The 19,423-nt window shown below is 70.3% G+C and carries 13 protein-coding genes and 1 tRNA gene; 3 read left to right on the top strand and 11 right to left on the bottom strand.

Going from position 1 to position 19,423, the window contains the following annotated elements; all coding sequences use genetic code 11:
* Nucleotides 1-347: 347 nt before the first annotated feature.
* Both ACIQOU_RS19045 and ACIQOU_RS19040 read right to left on the bottom strand, forming a co-directional pair.
* Nucleotides 348-725, bottom strand: a complete 378-nt coding sequence (locus ACIQOU_RS19045) for an SDR family oxidoreductase (protein WP_401537911.1) — start codon at nt 723-725, stop codon at nt 348-350.
* A 57-nt stretch (nt 726-782) separates the two neighbouring features.
* Nucleotides 783-2,006: a helix-turn-helix transcriptional regulator gene (locus ACIQOU_RS19040; RefSeq protein ID WP_401537910.1), complete on the bottom strand. Its 1,224-nt coding sequence runs from the start codon at nt 2,004-2,006 to the stop codon at nt 783-785.
* Nucleotides 2,007-2,771: 765 nt separating this feature from the next.
* On the opposite strand from ACIQOU_RS19040, the gene ACIQOU_RS19035 reads away from it, so the two are divergent.
* Nucleotides 2,772-3,671, top strand: coding sequence for a radical SAM protein (locus ACIQOU_RS19035; RefSeq protein WP_401537909.1), 900 nt, complete (start codon nt 2,772-2,774; stop codon nt 3,669-3,671).
* Nucleotides 3,672-4,298: 627 nt separating this feature from the next.
* On the opposite strand, the gene holA is transcribed toward ACIQOU_RS19035, so the two are convergent.
* From holA to leuS, 8 genes are all read right to left on the bottom strand, one after another.
* Nucleotides 4,299-5,288 carry a DNA polymerase III subunit delta gene (gene holA, locus ACIQOU_RS19030; protein ID WP_401537907.1) on the bottom strand — a complete coding sequence of 330 codons (990 nt, stop codon included), beginning with the start codon at nt 5,286-5,288 and terminating at the stop codon, nt 4,299-4,301.
* 172 nt (nt 5,289-5,460) lie between these two features.
* A complete protein-coding gene (locus ACIQOU_RS19025; protein WP_401537906.1) occupies nt 5,461-5,706 on the bottom strand; it encodes a hypothetical protein in 246 nt (81 codons plus the stop codon).
* Between the two features lie 145 nt (nt 5,707-5,851).
* Complete coding sequence (locus ACIQOU_RS19020; protein ID WP_401537905.1) at nt 5,852-6,694, bottom strand: arylamine N-acetyltransferase; 843 nt, start codon at nt 6,692-6,694, stop codon at nt 5,852-5,854.
* 4 nt (nt 6,695-6,698) lie between these two features.
* Nucleotides 6,699-9,320, bottom strand: a complete 2,622-nt coding sequence (locus ACIQOU_RS19015; protein WP_401537904.1) for a ComEC/Rec2 family competence protein — start codon at nt 9,318-9,320, stop codon at nt 6,699-6,701.
* Nucleotides 9,317-10,342, bottom strand: a complete 1,026-nt coding sequence (locus ACIQOU_RS19010; RefSeq protein WP_401537903.1) for a helix-hairpin-helix domain-containing protein — start codon at nt 10,340-10,342, stop codon at nt 9,317-9,319. The genes ACIQOU_RS19015 and ACIQOU_RS19010 overlap by 4 nt, the downstream gene beginning before the upstream one ends.
* A gap of 421 nt (nt 10,343-10,763) precedes the next feature.
* On the bottom strand, nt 10,764-11,618 hold the full coding sequence (locus tag ACIQOU_RS19005) for a DegV family protein (protein WP_401537902.1): 855 nt from the start codon (nt 11,616-11,618) through the stop codon (nt 10,764-10,766).
* Nucleotides 11,619-11,690: 72 nt separating this feature from the next.
* The gene (locus ACIQOU_RS19000) at nt 11,691-12,419 is read right to left on the bottom strand and encodes an SPOR domain-containing protein (protein ID WP_401537901.1); all 729 of its coding nucleotides are present in this window, start codon (nt 12,417-12,419) and stop codon (nt 11,691-11,693) included.
* Nucleotides 12,420-12,892: 473 nt separating this feature from the next.
* Nucleotides 12,893-15,781, bottom strand: a complete 2,889-nt coding sequence (gene leuS, locus ACIQOU_RS18995; protein WP_401537899.1) for a leucine--tRNA ligase — start codon at nt 15,779-15,781, stop codon at nt 12,893-12,895.
* Nucleotides 15,782-16,196: 415 nt separating this feature from the next.
* Here leuS and ACIQOU_RS18990 point away from each other — a divergent pair, with 415 nt between their 5' ends.
* On the top strand, nt 16,197-17,495 hold the full coding sequence (locus ACIQOU_RS18990; protein ID WP_401537898.1) for a cytochrome b/b6 domain-containing protein: 1,299 nt from the start codon (nt 16,197-16,199) through the stop codon (nt 17,493-17,495).
* Entirely contained in the window at nt 17,492-19,102 is a 1,611-nt protein-coding gene (locus ACIQOU_RS18985) for an NADH-ubiquinone oxidoreductase-F iron-sulfur binding region domain-containing protein (RefSeq protein WP_401537897.1), read from the top strand. The genes ACIQOU_RS18990 and ACIQOU_RS18985 overlap by 4 nt, the downstream gene beginning before the upstream one ends.
* Nucleotides 19,103-19,239: 137 nt before the next feature.
* Here ACIQOU_RS18985 and ACIQOU_RS18980 read toward each other — a convergent pair.
* Nucleotides 19,240-19,312, bottom strand: a tRNA-Ala gene (locus tag ACIQOU_RS18980).
* Nucleotides 19,313-19,423 lie beyond the last annotated feature (111 nt).

The raw sequence follows: 19,423 nt of genomic DNA, 5'->3' as shown, positions 1-19,423 counted from the left end.
AACCCCATCAACTGCCCATTTCCGGGCGGGTGGTGGGGTTTTTGGTTTGGGGTGGGGTTTTGGTTGGGGGGGCGGGGAGCTGGGGGGTGTGCGGGGACGGGGGGGCTCGTGCGGGGACGGGGGGGCTCGTGCGGGGACGGGGTCGGGTGGCCAGGGCCGGTAGCCCGCCGTGGGCGAACCGGCCGCGCCAGGCGCGAACGGCGTCCAAGCGCAGGTCTGTCTGCGAACGGCGTCGCGGCGCAGGCCAGCGGCCCGGCGTCGGCCTCCGAAATCCGGCAGGGCGACGTCTTCGGGGCGCAGGAGGGAGCGGCGGGTGCGGAGGAACCCGCCCAGGTTGACCGCTGTGCTCATACGACGATTACGGCCGGTCGCGGAGGGTGGTTGCCAGACCCCCGTCGACGGCGCCCCAGCGGCACCTGGGAGCGGATGGCATCGTGCGTGGCAGGGTCCGGGTCGGCGGCGTCGAACATCTCGGTGACGATGCAGCCCGGGCTGGTGGAGTTGACCCGGATGCCGCGCCCGGCGAGATCACTGCCCAGCGTGCGGGCCAGATTGTGGACAGCAGCCTTGGTGGCCGCATACACCGGACGACTTGTCCTTGAAGGGGTAGTCAAGGCCCCTGAAGTCCGCGCGAAGAAAGACAGAGCCCCCGATGATTGCCCGCGCCAGGGCGTCGTCGGGGGCTTTCTGCTTTTGGTCACGCAGCGTGGCAAAGAAACGGGCATAGCTACCTCTACGGCCCGGCCGACACGGCCATTCCGGTATACGCAAAGTGATAGTTTCTAGCCCCCGGCCTCTAGCGCCTTGAGCCCCTGGTAAGCCTCCCGGAGATCCGTAGCTTCCGGCAGTTGCCGCGTTTCCACTGCCTTCACGACCTCCAAAGCACGCCAGTGATTAGAAGGGACGATGCGGCCGGACAGTATTGCCCGCTGAGCTGCGTTACACGCTTCGTCCAGACGGTCACCGCCGAGCAAGGTCAAAGCCAAATCGATATTGGCCGACGCAACCCGACGGGGCCATTTGTGGATGTCTTCGGCAGGATTCAACCTTGCGATCACTTCCCGTGCATATGTCTCTGCGGCCGGGTCTCCGACCCACGCCAGCGTTGTTGCGGTGTACGCCAGCGACTTGCCAGGGTCGTACTGGTAATGATGCTCGGTACCTTTTCGTGGAATCATGGCCGCTGACATCCTGTGGACCTTTTCAATTGCGGCGTAGGTCTCTGCACCTTCCCCGAGACGCGCCCTTGCCCTTCCCTCTTGTGCCGTTGCCTGAATTGCGGCGGAGCTTCCTGCCGGTGCGAGCTTCTGCGCGATTTGGGAAAGTTCCAGCGCGCGGCTATAATCGCCGTCCGTCAGGACGCGCCAAGCGTCCGTCTCGTAACACCAAGCCTCAATTTCATGGTGTTCGGCGTGCCGGGCGAGAGTTGCCGCCGTCTGCAATCGGGCCGTAGCCGCGTGTTCTTGATTGAGGTCAATATGGAGCGTCGCGCCCAATAGCTGAAACCAGCCTCCGACAACATACAGCCGCCGCTGTTCGCTAATGGTCATACGCGCATCCATGAGGTGCGCGACATAGGCGGAATTTTTTCGTACTCGCTCCAACAGTTCCTGTGGTGGTGACACCGGATATTTCATGGCCAACTCATCAAAGGATTTTTCGAGTCGGCTTAGCGTATCTTTCCCTACGTCACTTGCCGAGACTCTACGCGCCAACTCGAACGCGTCGAATTCATCATCGGTCGTGGGGGGCGCGACGGAAAGCCACGTACTTGGAGGCTGAGGCAGCGTGTAGGCGTCGGGGATCAGTATGGCGTCAAGCTCATTCGCTGTGACTGCCAGCGCTTTAGCGATCTTGGGCCTTTGCCAGGGCTGGGGGCCGGTTTTCCCATTCTCCCAGCGCTGGACCGTGGACCGGTCAACGCCTACCGCTTCCGCGAATTCCTCTTGATTAAATCCGCGCTCCTTTCGGCGCTCCGCAAATCTTCGGCGCCTGCTGTCGGTCATCGTGCCCGTCGCCTCTCGTCCGGGTCCTGTCTGCCCAGGTCAGCGTATCCACTGCGGCCAGAGTGCGGCAGGACTGCGGCCTTTCTGCCGTGGTCGTCCCCAACTCTCCCTGATTGCCTGCCCCTTGAAGCAGTTCCGACAGCGCCGGACCACGGACGCGAAGGAGGTCGAGTGTGAACGCCGACTACCCGGAAGGTGCGGACCCCGCGCCCTGTTCGGCCCTCACGTTCCCGCCGCGCCGGTGTGGGCGGGCGGAGTGCCCCGACACCGTTGCCGACGATGACCAGGAGCACGCCCGGACGGACGATGACAGATCACACACGCCGACCATAGAACGCCTACGGCCCCTTGTGCAGAAAGAGAACCGGCGTGCGGGCGGGTGGGGCTTGTGACGTCCTCTGAGGCGACACAGAAGCCCGCTGTGGGCCCGTTCAAGGGCACGGCGTACGAAGGCAGCCCGATGGGTGGTGGACGGAGTACGGGGGAGCGCTGAACGTGAAATCCGGCGTGGTCTACCTGCCCGGCCCGAACTACCCGCCGTGCCCCTTCCCCGGGTGCAAGCGGTGCCGCCGCGAGAGGGGCAAAGCGTGAAGTACGTGATGCGCTTCGGATGGGTGCGCTTCGTCTTCACCGTGGCCGCTATGGGCCACCCATGAACTCCACCCCTACCGGACGTAGCCGATTGGGGCTCCCCCCGATACCCATTCGGAATCCCGGTAGGGGCGGTGCACTGTCCGCTGAACACCAGTCGCAAGGAGTCTCACGATGAGCGCTGCCCAAAACCGACTGAAATTCGCATGGCTGGAGGTGACGGGCCTTTGCAACGAGTTCTGCGATCACTGCTATGCGGACTCGTCCCCCAAGGGAACGCACGGCACCATGACCGTGCCGGACTGGAAGCGCACCATTGACCAACTCGCCGAGATCGGCGCGCTTGACGTGCAGTTCATCGGCGGGGAACCCACGCTGTACCCGAACCTGCGAGAGCTGATCACGCACGCGCACGGAGCTGGGCTGTCCGTCGAAGTGTTCTCGAACATGACCCACATTCGAGATGAGCTGTGGGAGACGTTCACGGGATGTGGGGTCAAACTCGCCACGTCGTACTACTCCGACACGGCGGAGGAACACGACGAAGTGACCAGGCTCCGGGGCTCCCACAAGAAGACTCGGGCAAACATCGAAAAGGCGCTCAGCCTGAATATTCCGCTCCGGGGTGGCGTCGTCGCCGTGCGGTCCGGGCAGCGCGTCCAAGAGGCAGCACGGGACCTTGCAACACTCGGTGTGGGCACTGTCGGCGGAGACCGGACCCGCGCATTCGGACGTGCCAGCAACGGCGCTGAACCGACCATCGGGGACCTGTGCAGGCACTGCGCGCATGAGAAGTGCGCCATGGGCCCCAGCGGTGACGTGTGGCCGTGCGTGCTGGGCCGATTCCTGAACATCGGCAACGTACTGGACTCGCCGCTTTCCGAAATCTGGGAAGGGGTGCGAATGGCAGAGGCGTTGGCCGATATCACTGCCGTGCACGGAGAAGGCGCGCAGTCGTGTACGCCCCCGCAATTCCTTCCCATGTGCGGGCCGTGTGGTCCGCGTGTTCCCTCGGTCGGGCACTGTGACCCCAGGGAGGCAGAGAGCGCCGCTACGATCGGTTCACCGGCTTAATGCGCTGAGACGATCGGGAGCGCGCATGGACGATCATGGGGACGACTTCGGCCCGTGGGGGTGGGAGGACCAAAGCAACGCCATTCGGCGGAGCGAGGACGAATGGCTCACCCTCGCTCGGTACGTCCGGCACGCAGCCAACAAGCTTGGGCCGGAACTCCCGCTGTGCCTCCCCGGTGAACCGAAGGAGTGCGGGCGGACAGCTCAACAGCACGTGATTGCTTGGGCCGCTCACCTCAAGGCGGTTTCCCATCATCTGATCGAACAGACCACCCCGAGCGAGGCCAGGGGCACACATGCCATCGGCCCTCTGTACCAGCGGCGGTTGTCTGAACTGAGGGAACAGAGCGCCCCTATGCACGCCCCGCGCTGAACATCAGGCCCTTGACTGCCCCGTCCGTGCGTCCATCCCCCGTGGCGCATGGGCGGGGCTTCTGTCTGCTCAGACGGCCGTCTGCCCCTGCGTATCCCGAGCGGTGTACCGAGGCCCACCCCTCAGACAGACCAAGGCCGGGGCCCACCCAGGGGCCGTACCCAGAGGCCGGGGCCCGCCCCTCAGACAGGCTCGACGCCTCGGCCCGCCCCGTCCAGTACCGCCCGGCAACCAGTACCGCCCGACAACGTCGGCTACCCCCGCCCCCGTGACCTGGCCGCGCCCGCGATCGCAACCACCGCCTTCTCCAAGGCGTACGCCGGATCGTCGCCGCCGCCCTTCACTCCCGCATCCGCCGTGGCCACCGCGCGCAACGCCACCGAGACGCCGTCAGGTGTCCAGCCGCGCATCTGCTGGCGGACCCGGTCGATCTTCCACGGGGGCATCCCCAGTTCACGGGCGAGGTCGGCGGGCCTGCCGCCCCGCGCCGACGACAGCTTGCCGATCGCCCGCACGCCCTGCGCCAGCGCACTGGTGATCAGAACGGGCGCCACCCCCGTCGACAACGCCCACCGCAGCGCCTCCAACGCCTCCGCCGCCCGCCCCTCCACGGCCCGGTCCGCAACCGTGAAGCTCGACGCCTCGGCCCGCCCCGTGTAGTACCGGCCGACGACGGCCTCGTCGATCGTCCCCTCGACATCCGCGACCAACTGCGAGACCGCCGACGCCAACTCCCGCAGATCACTCCCGATCGCCTCGACCAACGCCTGACAGGCCTCCGGCGTGGCCGACCTCCCGGTCGCCCTGAACTCCTGCCGCACGAACGCCAGCCGGTCCGCCGGCTTGGTCATCTTCGGGCAGGCCACCTCCCGCGCCCCCGCCTTGCGCGCCGCGTCGAGCAACCCCTTGCCCTTGGCGCCGCCCGCGTGCAGCAGTACGAGGGTGATCTCCTCGGCGGGCGCGCCCAGATAGGACTTCACGTCCTTGATCGTGTCGGCCGACAGATCCTGCGCGTTGCGCACGACCACGACCTTCCGCTCCGCGAAGAGCGACGGACTGGTCAGCTCGGCGAGCGTGCCCGGCTGCAACTGCTCCGGCGCGAGATCCCGCACGTCCGTGTCGGAGTCGGCGGCCCGGGCAGCGGCCACCACCTCCTGCACCGCACGGTCGAGCAGCAGGTCTTCCTGGCCCACGGCGAGCGTCACCGGGGCAAGAGGGTCATCATTCGCAGTCTTCCTGGCCATTACGCCAAGCATCCCACGCCCCACTGACAACGAGCCCCGGCGAGCGAGCGGGGGGGCTCATGCGGGCGAGCGGGGCCCTTGCGGGCGAGCCGGGGGCCCGTTGCGGGTGGGCTGCGTTCTCACCCACGGACGCCCGGGCTCACGTGCCCGAGCCAGGCCTCGCAGGCCGAGGCTACGGCTCCTCGCGCCAGCCCTCCCACTCCCCCGCGAACTCATCCAGCTCCCCCGCGCCGAGCCGCCCCTCCTCGTCCCGCAGCAGGAGCAGCCACTGCGCGTCCTCGGCATCGTCCTCACCGGCCAGCGCATCCCGCACCAACCGCGGTTCCTCCACGATCCCGAACCGCTCGGCCAACGCCTCGGCCACCGCCTCCGCCGCATCACGATCAGGCAGCACCAACACATGTCTCACATCACTCACGCCAACCATTCTCGGACATGCCCGGAAGGTGGGGACGCTGGGCGGCAACACTAGGCGAGAACGCCAGCCGAGGGGGGTCCCCCTCCCCCTCCCCCCTCCCCACCCCCACCCCGCCCTCCCCATTCCCCGCCTCGTAGCTGGCCCGCTAGACCCGCCCAGCCGCCCTCCCCCTCTCCGCCACCGCAGGCACCCGGTCCAGCACGATGCCGAACCGTTCCCAGTACGCGGCGAGTACCTCGGCGTCGTTCCCCAGTTCCCGTTGCTGTCGCTTGCCGTCCGGTCCCGTCTGTTTGAGCGTGCGTCCGCTGAGGGTGATCCGGCCGCCGTCCTCGGTGATCCGCGAACACACCAGTGAGCGCATGAAGTGCGAGGTCGGTGCGGTGGCCTGCCACCAGGCGCCGATGACGAAATCGTCGAGCACGCGGGGCCGTAGCTCCAGCCGGTACTGGGGTTCCTCGTCGAACAGCACCACCAGATCCAGGCCCACGCCCGCCGCGTCCGGCTCCGCATCGGCGATCCGGAACGTCCCCGCAGGATCGACCTGTTCGCCCCGCTCCCCGAACGCCAGCGGCAGGTGACTGTGCGCCCCGAACCCCACGTCCGCCAACCACTCACCCCCGTCCACCGTCCGCACCAGCAGCGCGAGATGGTCGTAGGGAACCCCCAACCGCCCGCGCCCCCCGTACGTCCGCGCCGCCAGCAACGTGACCCCGAAGCCGAGCGCCCCGAGCAACTCCCCGAACAGGCCGTTGAGTTCGTAACAGAACCCGCCTCGCCGCCCCGCCACCACCTTCTCCCACAGCCGCCCCTCCTCCAGCACGATCTCCTCGCCGAGATGGACGGAGAGGTTCTCGAACGGCACAGCCTTCAGGTGCCGCAGATGCAACTCACGCAGTACCTCGATCGTGGCCCCGGCCCCGTCGAGGTCCCACCCCGGCCGCTCGATCCCGAGCCGGCGGAGATAGGCGTCGACCTGTGTGGTGTCCATGCCCTCAGTCTCGCGCCACCTCCAGGTTCCCGGCGCTGCCCGTGACCGCCAGCGCACCGTCCCGGTCCGTCCGCTGTACCACCGCGCCCGCCGCCCGCAACGCCGCGACCGTGCCGGGGGCCGGATGCCCGTACGTGTTGTCCGCGCCGACGGACATCAAGGCGAGCCTCGGCGCCGCCCTCCGTATCAGCTCCGGGTCCTGATACGCCGAACCGTGGTGAGCCACCTTCAGTACGTCCACCCCCTTCAGCGACTCTCCCTCGGGCGATCTCAACAGGGCCTGCTGGGCCGGGGGTTCGAGGTCGCCGAGGAGCAGCAGGCGCAGTCCGGCCGTGCGGACGAGCAGGGTGACGCTGGCGTCGTTCGGACCGTCCGGTTCCAACACCTGGCCGGTCTGGGGCCACAGCACCCGCCAGGACAGGGGGCCGGTGCGCCGTTCCTCGCCGGGGACGGCACGGACCAGCGGCACGTGTCGCGCCGCCGCTTCCCGGCGTACGAACTCGGCCTGCTCGACGGGTTGTTCAAGGGCCGTCGTCTCGATCGCCCCGACCGTGCGCCCCCGCAGCACGCCCGGCAGCCCGGCCACGTGATCGGCGTGGAAGTGGGTCAGCACGACCAACGGGACCCTGGTGATGCCGAGCGCCCGCAGGCACCGGTCGACCAGTGCCGGGTCGGGCCCCGCGTCCACGACCACGCCGGTACCCTCCCCCGCCGCCAGCACCGTCGCGTCACCCTGCCCCACGTCACACATCGCGAACCGCCAACCCGGCGGCGGCCACCCGCTGATCACCCGCGTCAACGGCGTCGGCCGCACGACCACCAGCAGGAGCAACACCCCGCACACCGCGCACCACCAGGGATGCCGCAGCAGGCGCCGTCCCACGACCACGGCAGCCACGGTGACCAGCCCCAGCAGCAGCGCCCCCGTCCAACTCCCCGGCCAGTCCACCCCCGCGCCCGGCAGCGCGGCCCCGGTGCGGGCGACCGACGCGAGCCATCCGGCCGGCCAACTCGCGCACCACGCCAGCGCCTTGGCGACCGGCATCAGCATCGGCGCCGTCGCCAGCGCCGCGAACCCCAGTACCGTGGCCGGCGCCACCGCGAACTCCGCCAGCAGGTTGCACGGCACCGCCACCAGGCTCACCCGCGCCGACAGCACCGCGACGACCGGAGCGCACAGCGCCTGCGCGGCCCCGGCGGCGGCCAACGCCTCCGCCAGTCTCGACGGCACCCCGCGTCGGCGCAGTGCCGCGCTCCACCGTGGCGCGAGGGTGAGCAGCGCGCCGGTGGCCAGCACCGAGAGCAGGAAGCCGTAACTCCTCGACAGCCAGGGGTCGTAGAGCACGAGCAGCAGTACGGCCGTCGCCAGCGCGGGCAGCAGCGATCTGCGGCGCCCGGTCGCCAGCGCGAGCAACGCCACCGCCCCGCAGGCCGCCGCCCGCAACACGCTCGGGTCGGGCCGGCACACCACGACGAACGCGAGCGTGAGCGCTCCCCCGCCCCACGCGGTCGCCCGCAGGGACAGTCCCAACCGGGGTGCGAGCCCCCGCCGTTCCGCAAGCCGGGCCAGCCCCGGCGGCCCGACCAGCAGGGCGAGAATGATCGTGAGGTTGCTGCCGGACACGGCCAGCGTGTGCGCGAGGTCGGTCTCCTTGAACGCCTCCTCCAGATCCGGGTCGACCCGCGAGGTGTCCCCGACCACCAGCCCCGGCAGCAACGCCCGCGCGTCTGACGGCAACCCGTCGGTCGCCTCCCGCAACCCACCCCGTAGCCGCCCGGCGAACCGCTGCACCCCGGACGCCCCGCCCACCACCTCCGGCACCCGCTGCCCCCGCACCCGCAGCACCCCGGCGACGGAATCGCCCCCGCCCAGCCCCGGCACCAACCGCCCGACGACCCGAACCCTGGTCGACGGGAGCAGGCCCAGCCAGGGCGAGGAACGGGGACCACCGTCGGAGAAGGATGCCTGGCCGGGGGCTCGCGCATCCCCCTCAGCGGCCACCCGCCCCGCCTTGCCCCCGGCGTCCACGAGCACCAGCACCGGCGCCCGGGTCACCACCTCCGTCCCGTCCGGCTTCGTCAGTTTCCGCACCTCGCCCTTGACCAGGACGGAGGAGGGCATCAGGTGATCCCCGCTGACCCGGGGCCGGGTGAGACGCGGATCGGACGTCACCTCGACCTCCGCCGTCACCGTCACGAACTCCCGCGCCAGCTCAGGCACCGGCCCGCTCCGCACATCCGCCCCGTGCAGACCGGCGGACCCGGCAGCCGCAGCCACGCAGAGCAGCACGGCGGCGAGCGACCACCGTTGCCGGACCGCCCCCGACCGGCCACCTCCCGCAACCCCGGCCCGGACGCGCCCCGCGCACCTCGGCACCACCACCAGCACGATCACCGCCGCGACGAGGCACACCCCCACCACCCCGCCGACCCACCGGGGTGACGCGTCCAGCGTCGACGCGGCCGTCGCCCAGGTCGCCAGCGCCGGCGGCACCAGTCTGAGATCCGTCGGCCCCTCCTGCCGGGGGTGAGCCTCACCGAGCCGGTGCCCCGACGCCGCGTGCACGGCCGCCCGCCCGCGCCGAGGCCCACCGGACGCGTCGACGGGCCGTTCCTCCTCGCTCACGGCCGTACAAGATTCTTGAGGTCGGCGAAACGGCGGTCGCCGATGCCGTTGACCTGGCGCAGTTCGTCCACCGAGCGGAAACCGCCGTGCTGGGTGCGGTAGTCGACGATGTGCTGGGCCAGGACCGGCCCCACACCCGGCAGCGAGTCGAGCTGCTCGACGGTGGCCGTGTTCAGAGCAACCGGCGCTCCAGGCGCAGCCCCTCCTGCCCCGACCCCGGCTCCCCCGCCCGGCGCCGGAACCGAACCGTCGGCCCCGGCCCCACTCCCGGCAGCCGCCGCACCGACGATCACCTGCTCGCCGTCCACCAGGAACCGAGCCCGGTTGAGCCCCTCGGTGTTCGTGCCGGGCCGCACTCCCCCGGCCGCGCGCAACGCGTCAGCGACCCTCGAGCCAGGCGGCAGCCGATGCACCCCGGGTTCCCGAACCTTGCCCCCGACGTCCACCACGATCTCGGCCCCCGGCGTGGCCACAACACCGGAAGAGGCACCCGAACCACCGGCCCCCTTCCGCTCCTCACCCCCGGCCACAGCGGCCCGCACCACCTCCGGCGCCCGCACGGGTTGCGTCCGCCCCGCCCAGAAATGCTGAACGGCGAACAGCACACCCACGAGGAGCAGCACCCCGAGCGCGACCACGTGCCGCCGCTCCAACCCGCACCGCGCCTGCACCCACAACGGCATCCGCTCCCGCAACGCCGCCCCGAACCGCCCACCCCCACGATCCCGAACCGGCGGCAACAACCCCTCCGAACAAGGCGAGCCCCCACCCCTCACCTCATCAACACCACCAGCCGGAGCACCAAGAACAGACCCACCCCCGAAGGCCCCAACTCCCCCTACCCCGCCCCCAGACGCCGCCGGCTCCCCCACCCCCTGACCGAACAACACCTCAGCCCGCCGCCGAAGCTCCTCCCCCGAGGCAGACCGCGCAGCCCGCCGCCGCACCCGCCCATCAGAACCAGCCCCCCTCCCCGGTCCACTGGTCGCCATCCCCACCCGTGAGCTAGATCGAATCGCCATACCCCGAGGATCGCCCACTCCACAGATCCCCGATGATCTTGCTCAATTCCCGTGGAAAACCCCCAACATGTGGACAACCCCACCACCCACACGAGCGAAACCCCCAGACCGCCCAAACCCACCTGTTTTCAGGGGCGCGGGACTTGATCGACATGCGGCTCCGCCCCGCAGGCGCAACAGGCCCCAGGGGACGGCCCTCTCACCCCGGACCGCTCAAACCCACCTGTTTTCAGGGGCGCGAGGAACTGCGCGACCAGCCACGACGGCGCCGCACCCGACCAACTACCCCCAGCACCAAGCCCAACCAGGCCAGGCCTGCAACCCACGCCCGGGCAACCCCGCTAAGGGGCGCGGGGAACTGCGCGACCAGCCACGACGCCGCCGCACCCGCCCACCACCCCGCGCAGACGCGCCCCGCCCCCTACAAACCGCCCCGCACAGAAACCACCGCCCCCAACAACCCCGGCCCCGTATGCGCCCCAATCACCGCCCCCACCTCACTCACATGCAGATCAACCAGCCCAGGCACCCGCTCGCGGAGACGTTCCGCCAAAGCCGCCGCCCGGTCAGGCGCAGCAAGATGGTGGACGGCGATATCGACCGCCGCAGCACCCGCACGGTCAGCGACCAACTCCTCCAGCCGAGCAATCGCCTTCGCCGCCGTACGCACCTTCTCCAGCGGCTCGATCCGCCCACCCTCCAGCTGAAGCAACGGTTTCACCGCGAGCGCCGAGCCGAACAGAGCCTGCGCGGCCCCGATGCGCCCACCCCGCCGCAGATAGTCGAGCGTGTCGACATAGAAATACGCGGCCGTCCCAGCCGCCCGCTTCTCCGCCGCGACCACCGCCTCGTCCACCGTGCCCCCCGCCCCCGCGACCTCCGCCGCGGCGAGCGCGCAGAAGCCGAGGGCCATCGCGATCATGCCGGTGTCCACCACCCGTACCGGAATCGGCGCCTCGCGGGCCGCGAGGACGGCGGCGTCGTAGGTGCCGGAGAGTTCGGCGGAGAGGTGGAGGGAGACGATCCCGGTGGCACCGGCCTCGGCGACCTTGCGGTAGGTGTCGGCGAAGAGCTGGGGGCTGGGGCGCGAGGTCGTGACGGGGCGACGCTTCTGGAGCGCCTGGGCCAGCGAGCGGGTGGAGATCTCGGTGCCCTCTTCCAGCGCCTGGTCGCCGAGGACCACCGTCAGCGGAACCGCGGTGATGCCGTGCCGTTCCATCGTCCGCGGCGGCAGGTAGGCCGTTGAATCGGTGACGATCGCGACATGGCGGGACATGAGCTGGAGGTTACCTGCCGTAGCAGCCGCGCGGCAGTCCGGCCCCTGGCACCTGACGAGGGCTTGACCGGATCACGTCGTGCTCTCGGGACGGGGCTTCTTCTGCCAGGGATAGGTGGGGCGTGGACCCGTGGGCGTGATCGCCGGACGCGTCCGTTCCTCAGCACCGGACGCGTGGGGGGACCCGGCGCTGGACGCGGAGGGCGTCTCCGGCCAGGGCGACGCGGTGGGCTCGGTGCGGCCGGCGGGCCGGGGCTCGGTCGTCCAGTGCCGCAGCGCCCCCGCCTCCACGTCTATCTGCGCGCTCAGGCTGTCCAGATCGTCGTCGGCGAAACGCTGGGCCCGGTCGAGGGCGGCCCAGCGCAGCGAGTCGGCCGAGTCGATCACGCGCACCGTGCGCTCACGCAGGCCCGGCAGCCGTTCGGCCAGCCTGACACGGTCCGGCTCGGACTCCAGGCGCCGCAGCTCGTCGTCCAGCTCGTGGCCGTGGGCGCTCAGGCGCTCGAAGAGGCCGAGGGACTCCTTGAGGGACTCGTCCTGCGCCACGCCCGCGTGCAGCGCGTCCTGGGTCGCCCGCATCGACGTGCGCAGTCTCAGCCGCAGCTGGGCCAGCTCACCGGCCGCGCCGGGCTGGGCGAACGACTTGGCCCGCAGGGTGTGGTCCTCGACCGTGCGGCGGGCCTGGGTGATGGTGCGGTCCACGCCTCGGCTGGCGGCGCCGACCGCCTTCACCACGGCATACCCGCCGAGTACGACGAAGAGCACGAAGAGCAGGCCCAGCACCCCGATCACCGCTTCCACTGCGCGCCTCCTCAGAACGGCCGCGGCACGCACGACGCCGCCTCTTCCACGGTAAACGCAAAGGAAAGGCCCGGAGTTCCAAACGGAACCCCGATCCTTCCCGTAGGGGACTACCCCGACACCCAACGAAACCGGCGCCCACCCCCACCACGCCCCACGGCACCGGGTCCCACCGTCACCCAGAAACCCGGCCCACCGGAACACCGTTCCGCACCAGACCGACGAGCCCCCGGACCAGACACCCGGACTCCGCACGAGCCACCAAGCCTCCGGACCAGGGCCCCGGGCAAGGCGCTAGCCAGCACAAACGACCCGCCCGCCCACACGCAACGGCCCGCCGAGCCCCGTTCCTGCCACGGAACCCCGCACCCCCGGCACCGCCCGCCGAGCCGCCACAGAACCCGGCACCCCGGTACGGGCACGGGGCACAGGGCACGGGCACCGGAATTCGCACCCGGTGCCCGCGAATCGCCCTACGCCGGAACGATGTTGACCAGCTTCGGCGCCCGGACGATCACCTTCCGGATGCCCGCGCCCTCCAGCGCCGCGACGACCTTCTCGTCGGACAGGGCCGCCTTCTCCAGCTCCTCGTCGGAGATCGACGGGGACACCTCCAGGCGGGCCTTGACCTTGCCCTTGATCTGGACGACGCAGGTCACCGACTCGTCGACGACATAGCGCGGGTCGGCGACCGGGAAGTCCTGGTGGACGACCGAGTCGGTGTGGCCCAGCAGGCGCCACAGTTCCTCGGCGACGTGCGGGGCCAGCGCGGCGATCAGCAGCACCAGCGGCTCGGCGACCGTGCGCGGCAGCGCCCCGCCGGTCTTGGTCAGGTGGTTGTTCAACTCCGTGACCTTGGCGATCGCGGTGTTGAAGCGCAGGCCGTCCAGGTCCTGGCGGACCCCGTCGATCGCCTTGTGCAGGGCACGCAGCGTGGCCTCGTCGATGTCGGCGTCCGCGACGTCGACGACGGTGACCTCGCCGGTCTGCTCGTCGACGATGTTGCGCCACAGCCGCTGAAGCAGCCGGAACTGGCCGACCACCGCGCGCGTGTCCCACGGCCGGGACACGTCCAGCGGGCCCATCGCCATCTCATAGAGGCGCAGCGTGTCGGCGCCGTACTCGGCGCAGATCTCGTCCGGGGTGACCGCGTTCTTCAGGGACTTGCCCATCTTGCCCAGCAGGCGGCTGACCTTCTCGCCCTGGTAGTAGTACGCGCCGTCACGCTCCTCCACCTCGGCGGCCGGTACGGCGATCCCGCGGCTGTCCCGGTAGACGTAGGCCTGGATCATGCCCTGGTTGTAGAGCTTGTGGAACGGCTCGACCGACGACACATGCCCCAGGTCAAAGAGGACCTTGGACCAGAAGCGCGCGTACAGCAGGTGCAGCACGGCGTGTTCGGCGCCGCCGACATAGAGGTCGACGCCACCGTGCGGCTGACCCTCGCGCGGGCCCATCCAGTAGCGCTCGATCTCCGGGTCGACCAGCTGACGGTCGTTGTGCGGGTCCAGGTAACGCAGCTCGTACCAGCAGGAACCCGCCCAGTTGGGCATGGTGTTGGTCTCGCGGCGGTAGCGTCGCGGACCGGCGCCGTCGCCGAGGTCCAGGGTGACGTTGACCCAGTCCTCGTTGCGGGAGAGGGGCGTCTCGGGGCGGGTGTCGGCGTCGTCCGGGTCGAAGGTGCGCGGCGAGTAGTCCTCGACCTCGGGCAGCTCCAGCGGCAGCATCGACGCGGGCAGCGGGTGGGCGATGCCGTCCTCGTCGTAGACGATCGGGAAGGGCTCGCCCCAGTAGCGCTGGCGGCTGAACAGCCAGTCGCGCAGCCGGAAGTTGACGGTGGCCTCGCCGATGCCGTGGCGGGCCAGCCAGTCGGTGACGCGGGCCTTGGCCTCGGCGACGGGCAGGCCGTCCAGGGAGATGTCGTCGTTGGCGGAGTTGATGATCTTCGCGTCGTACGAGGCGAAGGCGTTCTCCCAGGTGGCGGTGTCGGTGCCGCGCCCGTCGGTCGGTTCGACGATGCAGTGGATCGGCAGCTCGAAGGCGCGCGCGAACTCGAAGTCACGCTGGTCGCCCGCCGGAACGGCCATGATCGCGCCGGTGCCGTAGCCCATCAGGACGTAGTCCGCGATGAAGACGGGGATCTGGTCGCCGTTGACCGGGTTGGTCGCGTACGCGCCGATGAAGACACCGGTCTTGTCCTTGGCCTCGGCCTGGCGTTCGACGTCGGACTTGGCTGCGGCCTGCGCGCGGTACGCGGCGACGGCCTCGGCCGGGGTGGCGTGGCCGCCGGTCCAGACCTCGTGGGTGCCCTCGGGCCAGGCGGCCGGGGTGAGCTTGCCGACCAGCTCGTGTTCGGGCGCCAGCACCATGTAGCTCGCGCCGAACAGGGTGTCGGGCCGGGTGGTGAAGACGGTGATGCGGTCGTCGCCGACGGGGAAGTCGACGCGGGCGCCCTCGGAGCGGCCGATCCAGTTGCGCTGCTGCAACTTGATGGCCTCGGGCCAGTCCAGCGCCTCCAGGTCGTCGAGCAGGCGGTCGGCGTAGGCCGTGATCCGCATGTTCCACTGGCGCAGCTTGGCCTTGAAGACCGGGTAGTTGCCGCGCTCGGAGCGGCCGTCGGCGGTGACTTCCTCGTTGGCCAGCACGGTGCCGAGGCCGGGGCACCAGTTGACCGGCGCGTCGGAGGCGTAGGCGAGGCGGAACTCGCCCAGGACGTCGGCGCGTTCGGCGGCGGTCAGCTCGCTCCACGCGCGCGTGTGGCCCGGTACGGCGCGCTCACCGCTCTCGAACTGGGCGGCCAGCTCGGCGATCGGGCGGGCGGTGCGCGCCTCGTGGTCGTACCAGGAGTTGAAGATCTGGAGGAAGATCCACTGGGTCCACTTGTAGTACTCGGGGTCGATCGTGGCGAACGACCGGCGCTTGTCGTGGCCCAGACCCAGGCGGCGCAGCTGCGCCTTCATGTTCTCCATGTTGGCCTCGGTCGACACGCGCGGGTGCGTGCCGGTCTGCACCGCGTACTGCTCGGCGGGCAGGCCGAAGGCGTCGAAGCCCAGGGTGTGCAGGACGTTGTGGCCGTTCATCCGCTGGAAGCGGGCGTGGACGTCGGTGGCGATGTACCCGAGGGGGTGTCCGACGTGCAGGCCCGCGCCCGAGGGGTACGGGAACATGTCCATGATGAACTTCTTGGGCCGGGCCGCGATCTCGGGGTCGCCCGCCAGGTCACCCGTGGGGTTGGGTGCGGCGTACGTGCCCTCGGCGTCCCAGAAGTCCTGCCAGCGTGCCTCGATGTCGGCCGCCATGGCCGCGGTGTAGCGGTGCGGCGCGACCACCTCGGCGGTGGCGGCGGGGTTCGTCTCGCTCATGATCCTCAAAGCTCCATCGGTCGTCTCTGCCTGCGGCCGCGACATTCGGAAATGAAAAAGCCCCTCGCACAGGAGGGGACGCCGCGCCGATGCCGACCTGCCGGGTCACCCGGCCGTCGGGACTGATCAGCGCGGCCCGCTAAGCAGAAGGCGTACAGCACGCATGGCGTCAGAGTACCGCAGCCCTTGAGCAAGGTGCCACGCGCGTGCGTATGCAGGGGGGACACCACCGTCGCACGACCGGAACCCGACCCCAGGTCAAGGATTACTTCGCGTAACAGTCGCTAAGGGACACCGCGCCAGTCGCATCGTCCTTTGATAACAACGCAATAACTGAAACCTCGTACCCATCGGTATGGCGCCACTTAAAGTGCGGCAGCGGGACCGCTTTCCCGAACTGCTCGGAGTTGCCCCCATGAATCCTCGTCGTAGTAACAGCACGCTCCCCAAGCCGGGCCGGTCGGCCTATGGGGTGGCGAGCGCTGTCGTCCTGGTCCTCATACCCGTGGTGGTGCTGGTCGGAGGTGACTGGCTCCGCGACTTCCTCAACTTCGGCGCGGGCGTGCTGTCCCTCGTCTCGCTCAGCTGCTCGGTGATCTGGGGCCTGACCGCCCAGGACCGGATCTTCCTCAACACCCGCCAGCGGATCGTCGGTCAGGCGGTGCACCGCACGACCGCGGTCGCCTCCATCGCGTTCCTGCTGCTGCACATCACCACCAAGATCGCGCTGGATCACACGGTGCTGATCGCCGCGCTCATCCCGTTCTCGCTCGGCATCTCCGGCAGCGCCGGTCTGATCGGCATGGGTTCCCTGGCCGGCCTGCTGATGATCTTCGTCGGCGTCACCGGCGCCCTGCGCAGCAACTTCGCCTCCCCGGCGCCGGTCGCCGCGCGCTGGCGGGCGATGCACATGCTGGCCTACCCGGCCTGGGGCCTCGCGCTGGTGCACGGCCTGTACGCGGGCCGCGCGGCGAAGCCGATCTTCGTGATCCTCTACGGCCTCTCCCTGCTCGGCGTGATGGGCGCCCTCGCGTTGCGCGCCGCGCCCCGCCCGGTCAAGCGGATGGTCGCCGACCGGATCATGGGCGTGGTGGGCACCGGCGACCGCATGGGCCGCGACGACCTGGAGGCCAGCCGCGCCCGGATGGCCGAGGGTCCCTCGGCTCGGCCCGGCTTCGACAAGCCGCGCGAGCGGGAACGGGAGCGCAAGGCCGCGCCCGCCGAGGCCACCGGAGGCTTCCAGTCGCCGTTCTACGACGCTCCGACGCGCACGATGACCCCGGACCCCTCGGACGGCTTCGCGGCCGCCTACCGGGCCGCCACGCCCCCGCAGGGGCAGCCTCCGTACGCCGCCGACCCGACCGCCCGGACGGACCTGGGGGCGACGACGGCGATGCCGCGGGTCGACAACGCCTCCAGCACCTCGGGCAGTTGGCCGGTCCCGTCGCCGCCGCCGGTCGGCGAGGCGCCCCCGTCGGCGTACGACCCGATGCAGGACACGGGATTCAACATCCCGGCCTATGGCAATCAGGGCGCGCCCGGATACCCGGCACGTGATGCGTACAACACGGGTGAGACGAATGCCGCCTTCGGCACGTACAACCCCCAGGACACGTACAACAGCGGTCCCGCCAACGAACCAGCACCCGGCACGTCGTTCGACGCACCGGGTTCGGGCGAACCTTGGAACACGCCTTCCGGAGGCTATAGGTGAACGAGGCCCTGCCCGACGTCCCAGAAGTCCGCGTGGTCGGCCTTCCCCAGCTCACGTCGGGCTTCGACCTTGTCGAACGGCTTGACCTGCCGATGCACCTGAAGGTGCACGGCCCGCTCGAACCCCTGGGCGGCGAACAGCTCGCGCAGCTGTCCGAACGCATCAACCTCAAGGGGCGCGGCGGCGCCGGCTTCCCCTTCCACAAGAAGCTGCGTTCGGTGGCCGACGCGGCGATCAAGCGCGGCGTGCGCCCGGTCGTCGTCGTCAACGGCAGCGAGGACGAACCGGCGTGCCGCAAGGACACGGTGATGATCAACCGTGCCCCGCACCTCATCCTGGACGGCGCCCTGCTGTGCGCCGAAGCCCTGGGCGCCCGCACCCTGGTGATCGGCGTCACCCGGGAGTCCACCCAGCGCTCCATGGAGGCGGCCCTCGCCGAGCGCGGCCTCAGCAACAGCCGCCGCTCGGCGCTGAAGGCGTTCGTGCAGCGCAACCCGGTCCGCATGGTCACCGGCGCCGCCGCGTCGCTGATCCGCTCGGTCGACGGCGGCCCCGCGGTCCCGCCCGGCCGCAAGGTCAGCGCCTCGCAGAACGGCGTCGGCGGCGCCCCGACGCTGCTCTCCAACGCCGAGACGTTCGCCCAGTTGGCGATCGCCGCCCGCATCGGCCCGGAGCGCTACGGCAACACCGGCCTGTACGACGAGCCGGGCACGGTCATGCTGACGGTCTCCGGTGCGGTCGCCCGCCCGATGGTCATCGAGGTCCCCACGGGCGTGCCGTTGCGTTACGTGCTCCAGCTGGCGGGCGCCCCGCCGGTGCCGCAGGGCGTGCTGACGGGTGGTTACCACGGCAAGTGGATCGACGCGGCGACGGTCAACGAGGCGGTCGTCTCCCGCAATTCGCTGGACGCGGTGGGCGGCGCGCTGGGTGCGGGCGCGATCCTGCCGATCACCCAGGAGACCTGCCCGCTGGGCGAGTCGCTGCGGGTCGCGCAGTGGCTGGCGGAGGAGAGCGCGGGCCAGTGCGGCCCCTGCTATCTGGGCCTGCCGGCCGCCGCGCGCGGCATGGAGGACATCCTCAACGGCGGCGGCCCGGCCGCTCTTGAGGCGCTCAAGCAGGTCGCCAAGAACGTGAAGCGGCGCGGCGCGTGCTCGCACCCGGACGGCTCCGCGATGTTCCTGGAGTCGACGATCAAGGCGTTCACCGACGACCTCGCCGCGCATGTCCTCGGCAACGGCTGCGGGCGGCCCGTGGAGGGCGTGCTGCCGCTCTTCGAAGGGGGCAGGGCGCCCAGCGGCATCACCGGCGGCGAGGCGGCCGAGGACGGCGGCGCCAGCCGGCAGAAGATCTACGTGGACTGGACGCTGTGCCGGGGCCACGGGCTGTGCGCGGACATCCTCCCGGAGGTGTTCCAGCTGGGCGCGGACGGCTTCCCGACCGTCGCGCAGGCGAAGGTCCCGCAGTACGCGGAGGCCAAGGCGCTGCGCGCGGTGCGCCGTTGCCCCGCGCTCGCGCTGCGTCTGGAGGAGGACAACCGTTCGCAGGCGCCCTCGCGCAATCTGCCGGTCCTCTCCCAGGGCCGCGGCCGCCGCGCACTGGGGCGTTGACGTCCCGCACGCACGCGCGAAGGGGCCGTTCCCGCTGGGGGAACGGCCCCTTCGTCGTCGCCGCGGCAAACGGCGGCAAAGAAGTGCGCACAAACAAAAGCGGACCACCCGTGAGGATGGTCCGCTTTCGATTCCTGTGGAGCTAAGGAGAATTGAACTCCTGACCTCCTGCATGCCATGCAGGCGCTCTACCAACTGAGCTATAGCCCCTTGTTGTGTTCCGCCGGGTTTCCCTGGCGGCGACGCCAACATTACACGGTCGACCGGGCCCACCACCAAATCGTTTCCGTTCCGCACGGGTACGGGGTCTAATGTCGCCCT

It is taken from the genome of Streptomyces sp. NPDC091279, from assembly GCF_044757465.1.
Classification (GTDB): Bacteria; Actinomycetota; Actinomycetes; order Streptomycetales; family Streptomycetaceae; genus Streptomyces.
This window is presented reverse-complemented; position numbering and strand designations above follow the sequence as displayed.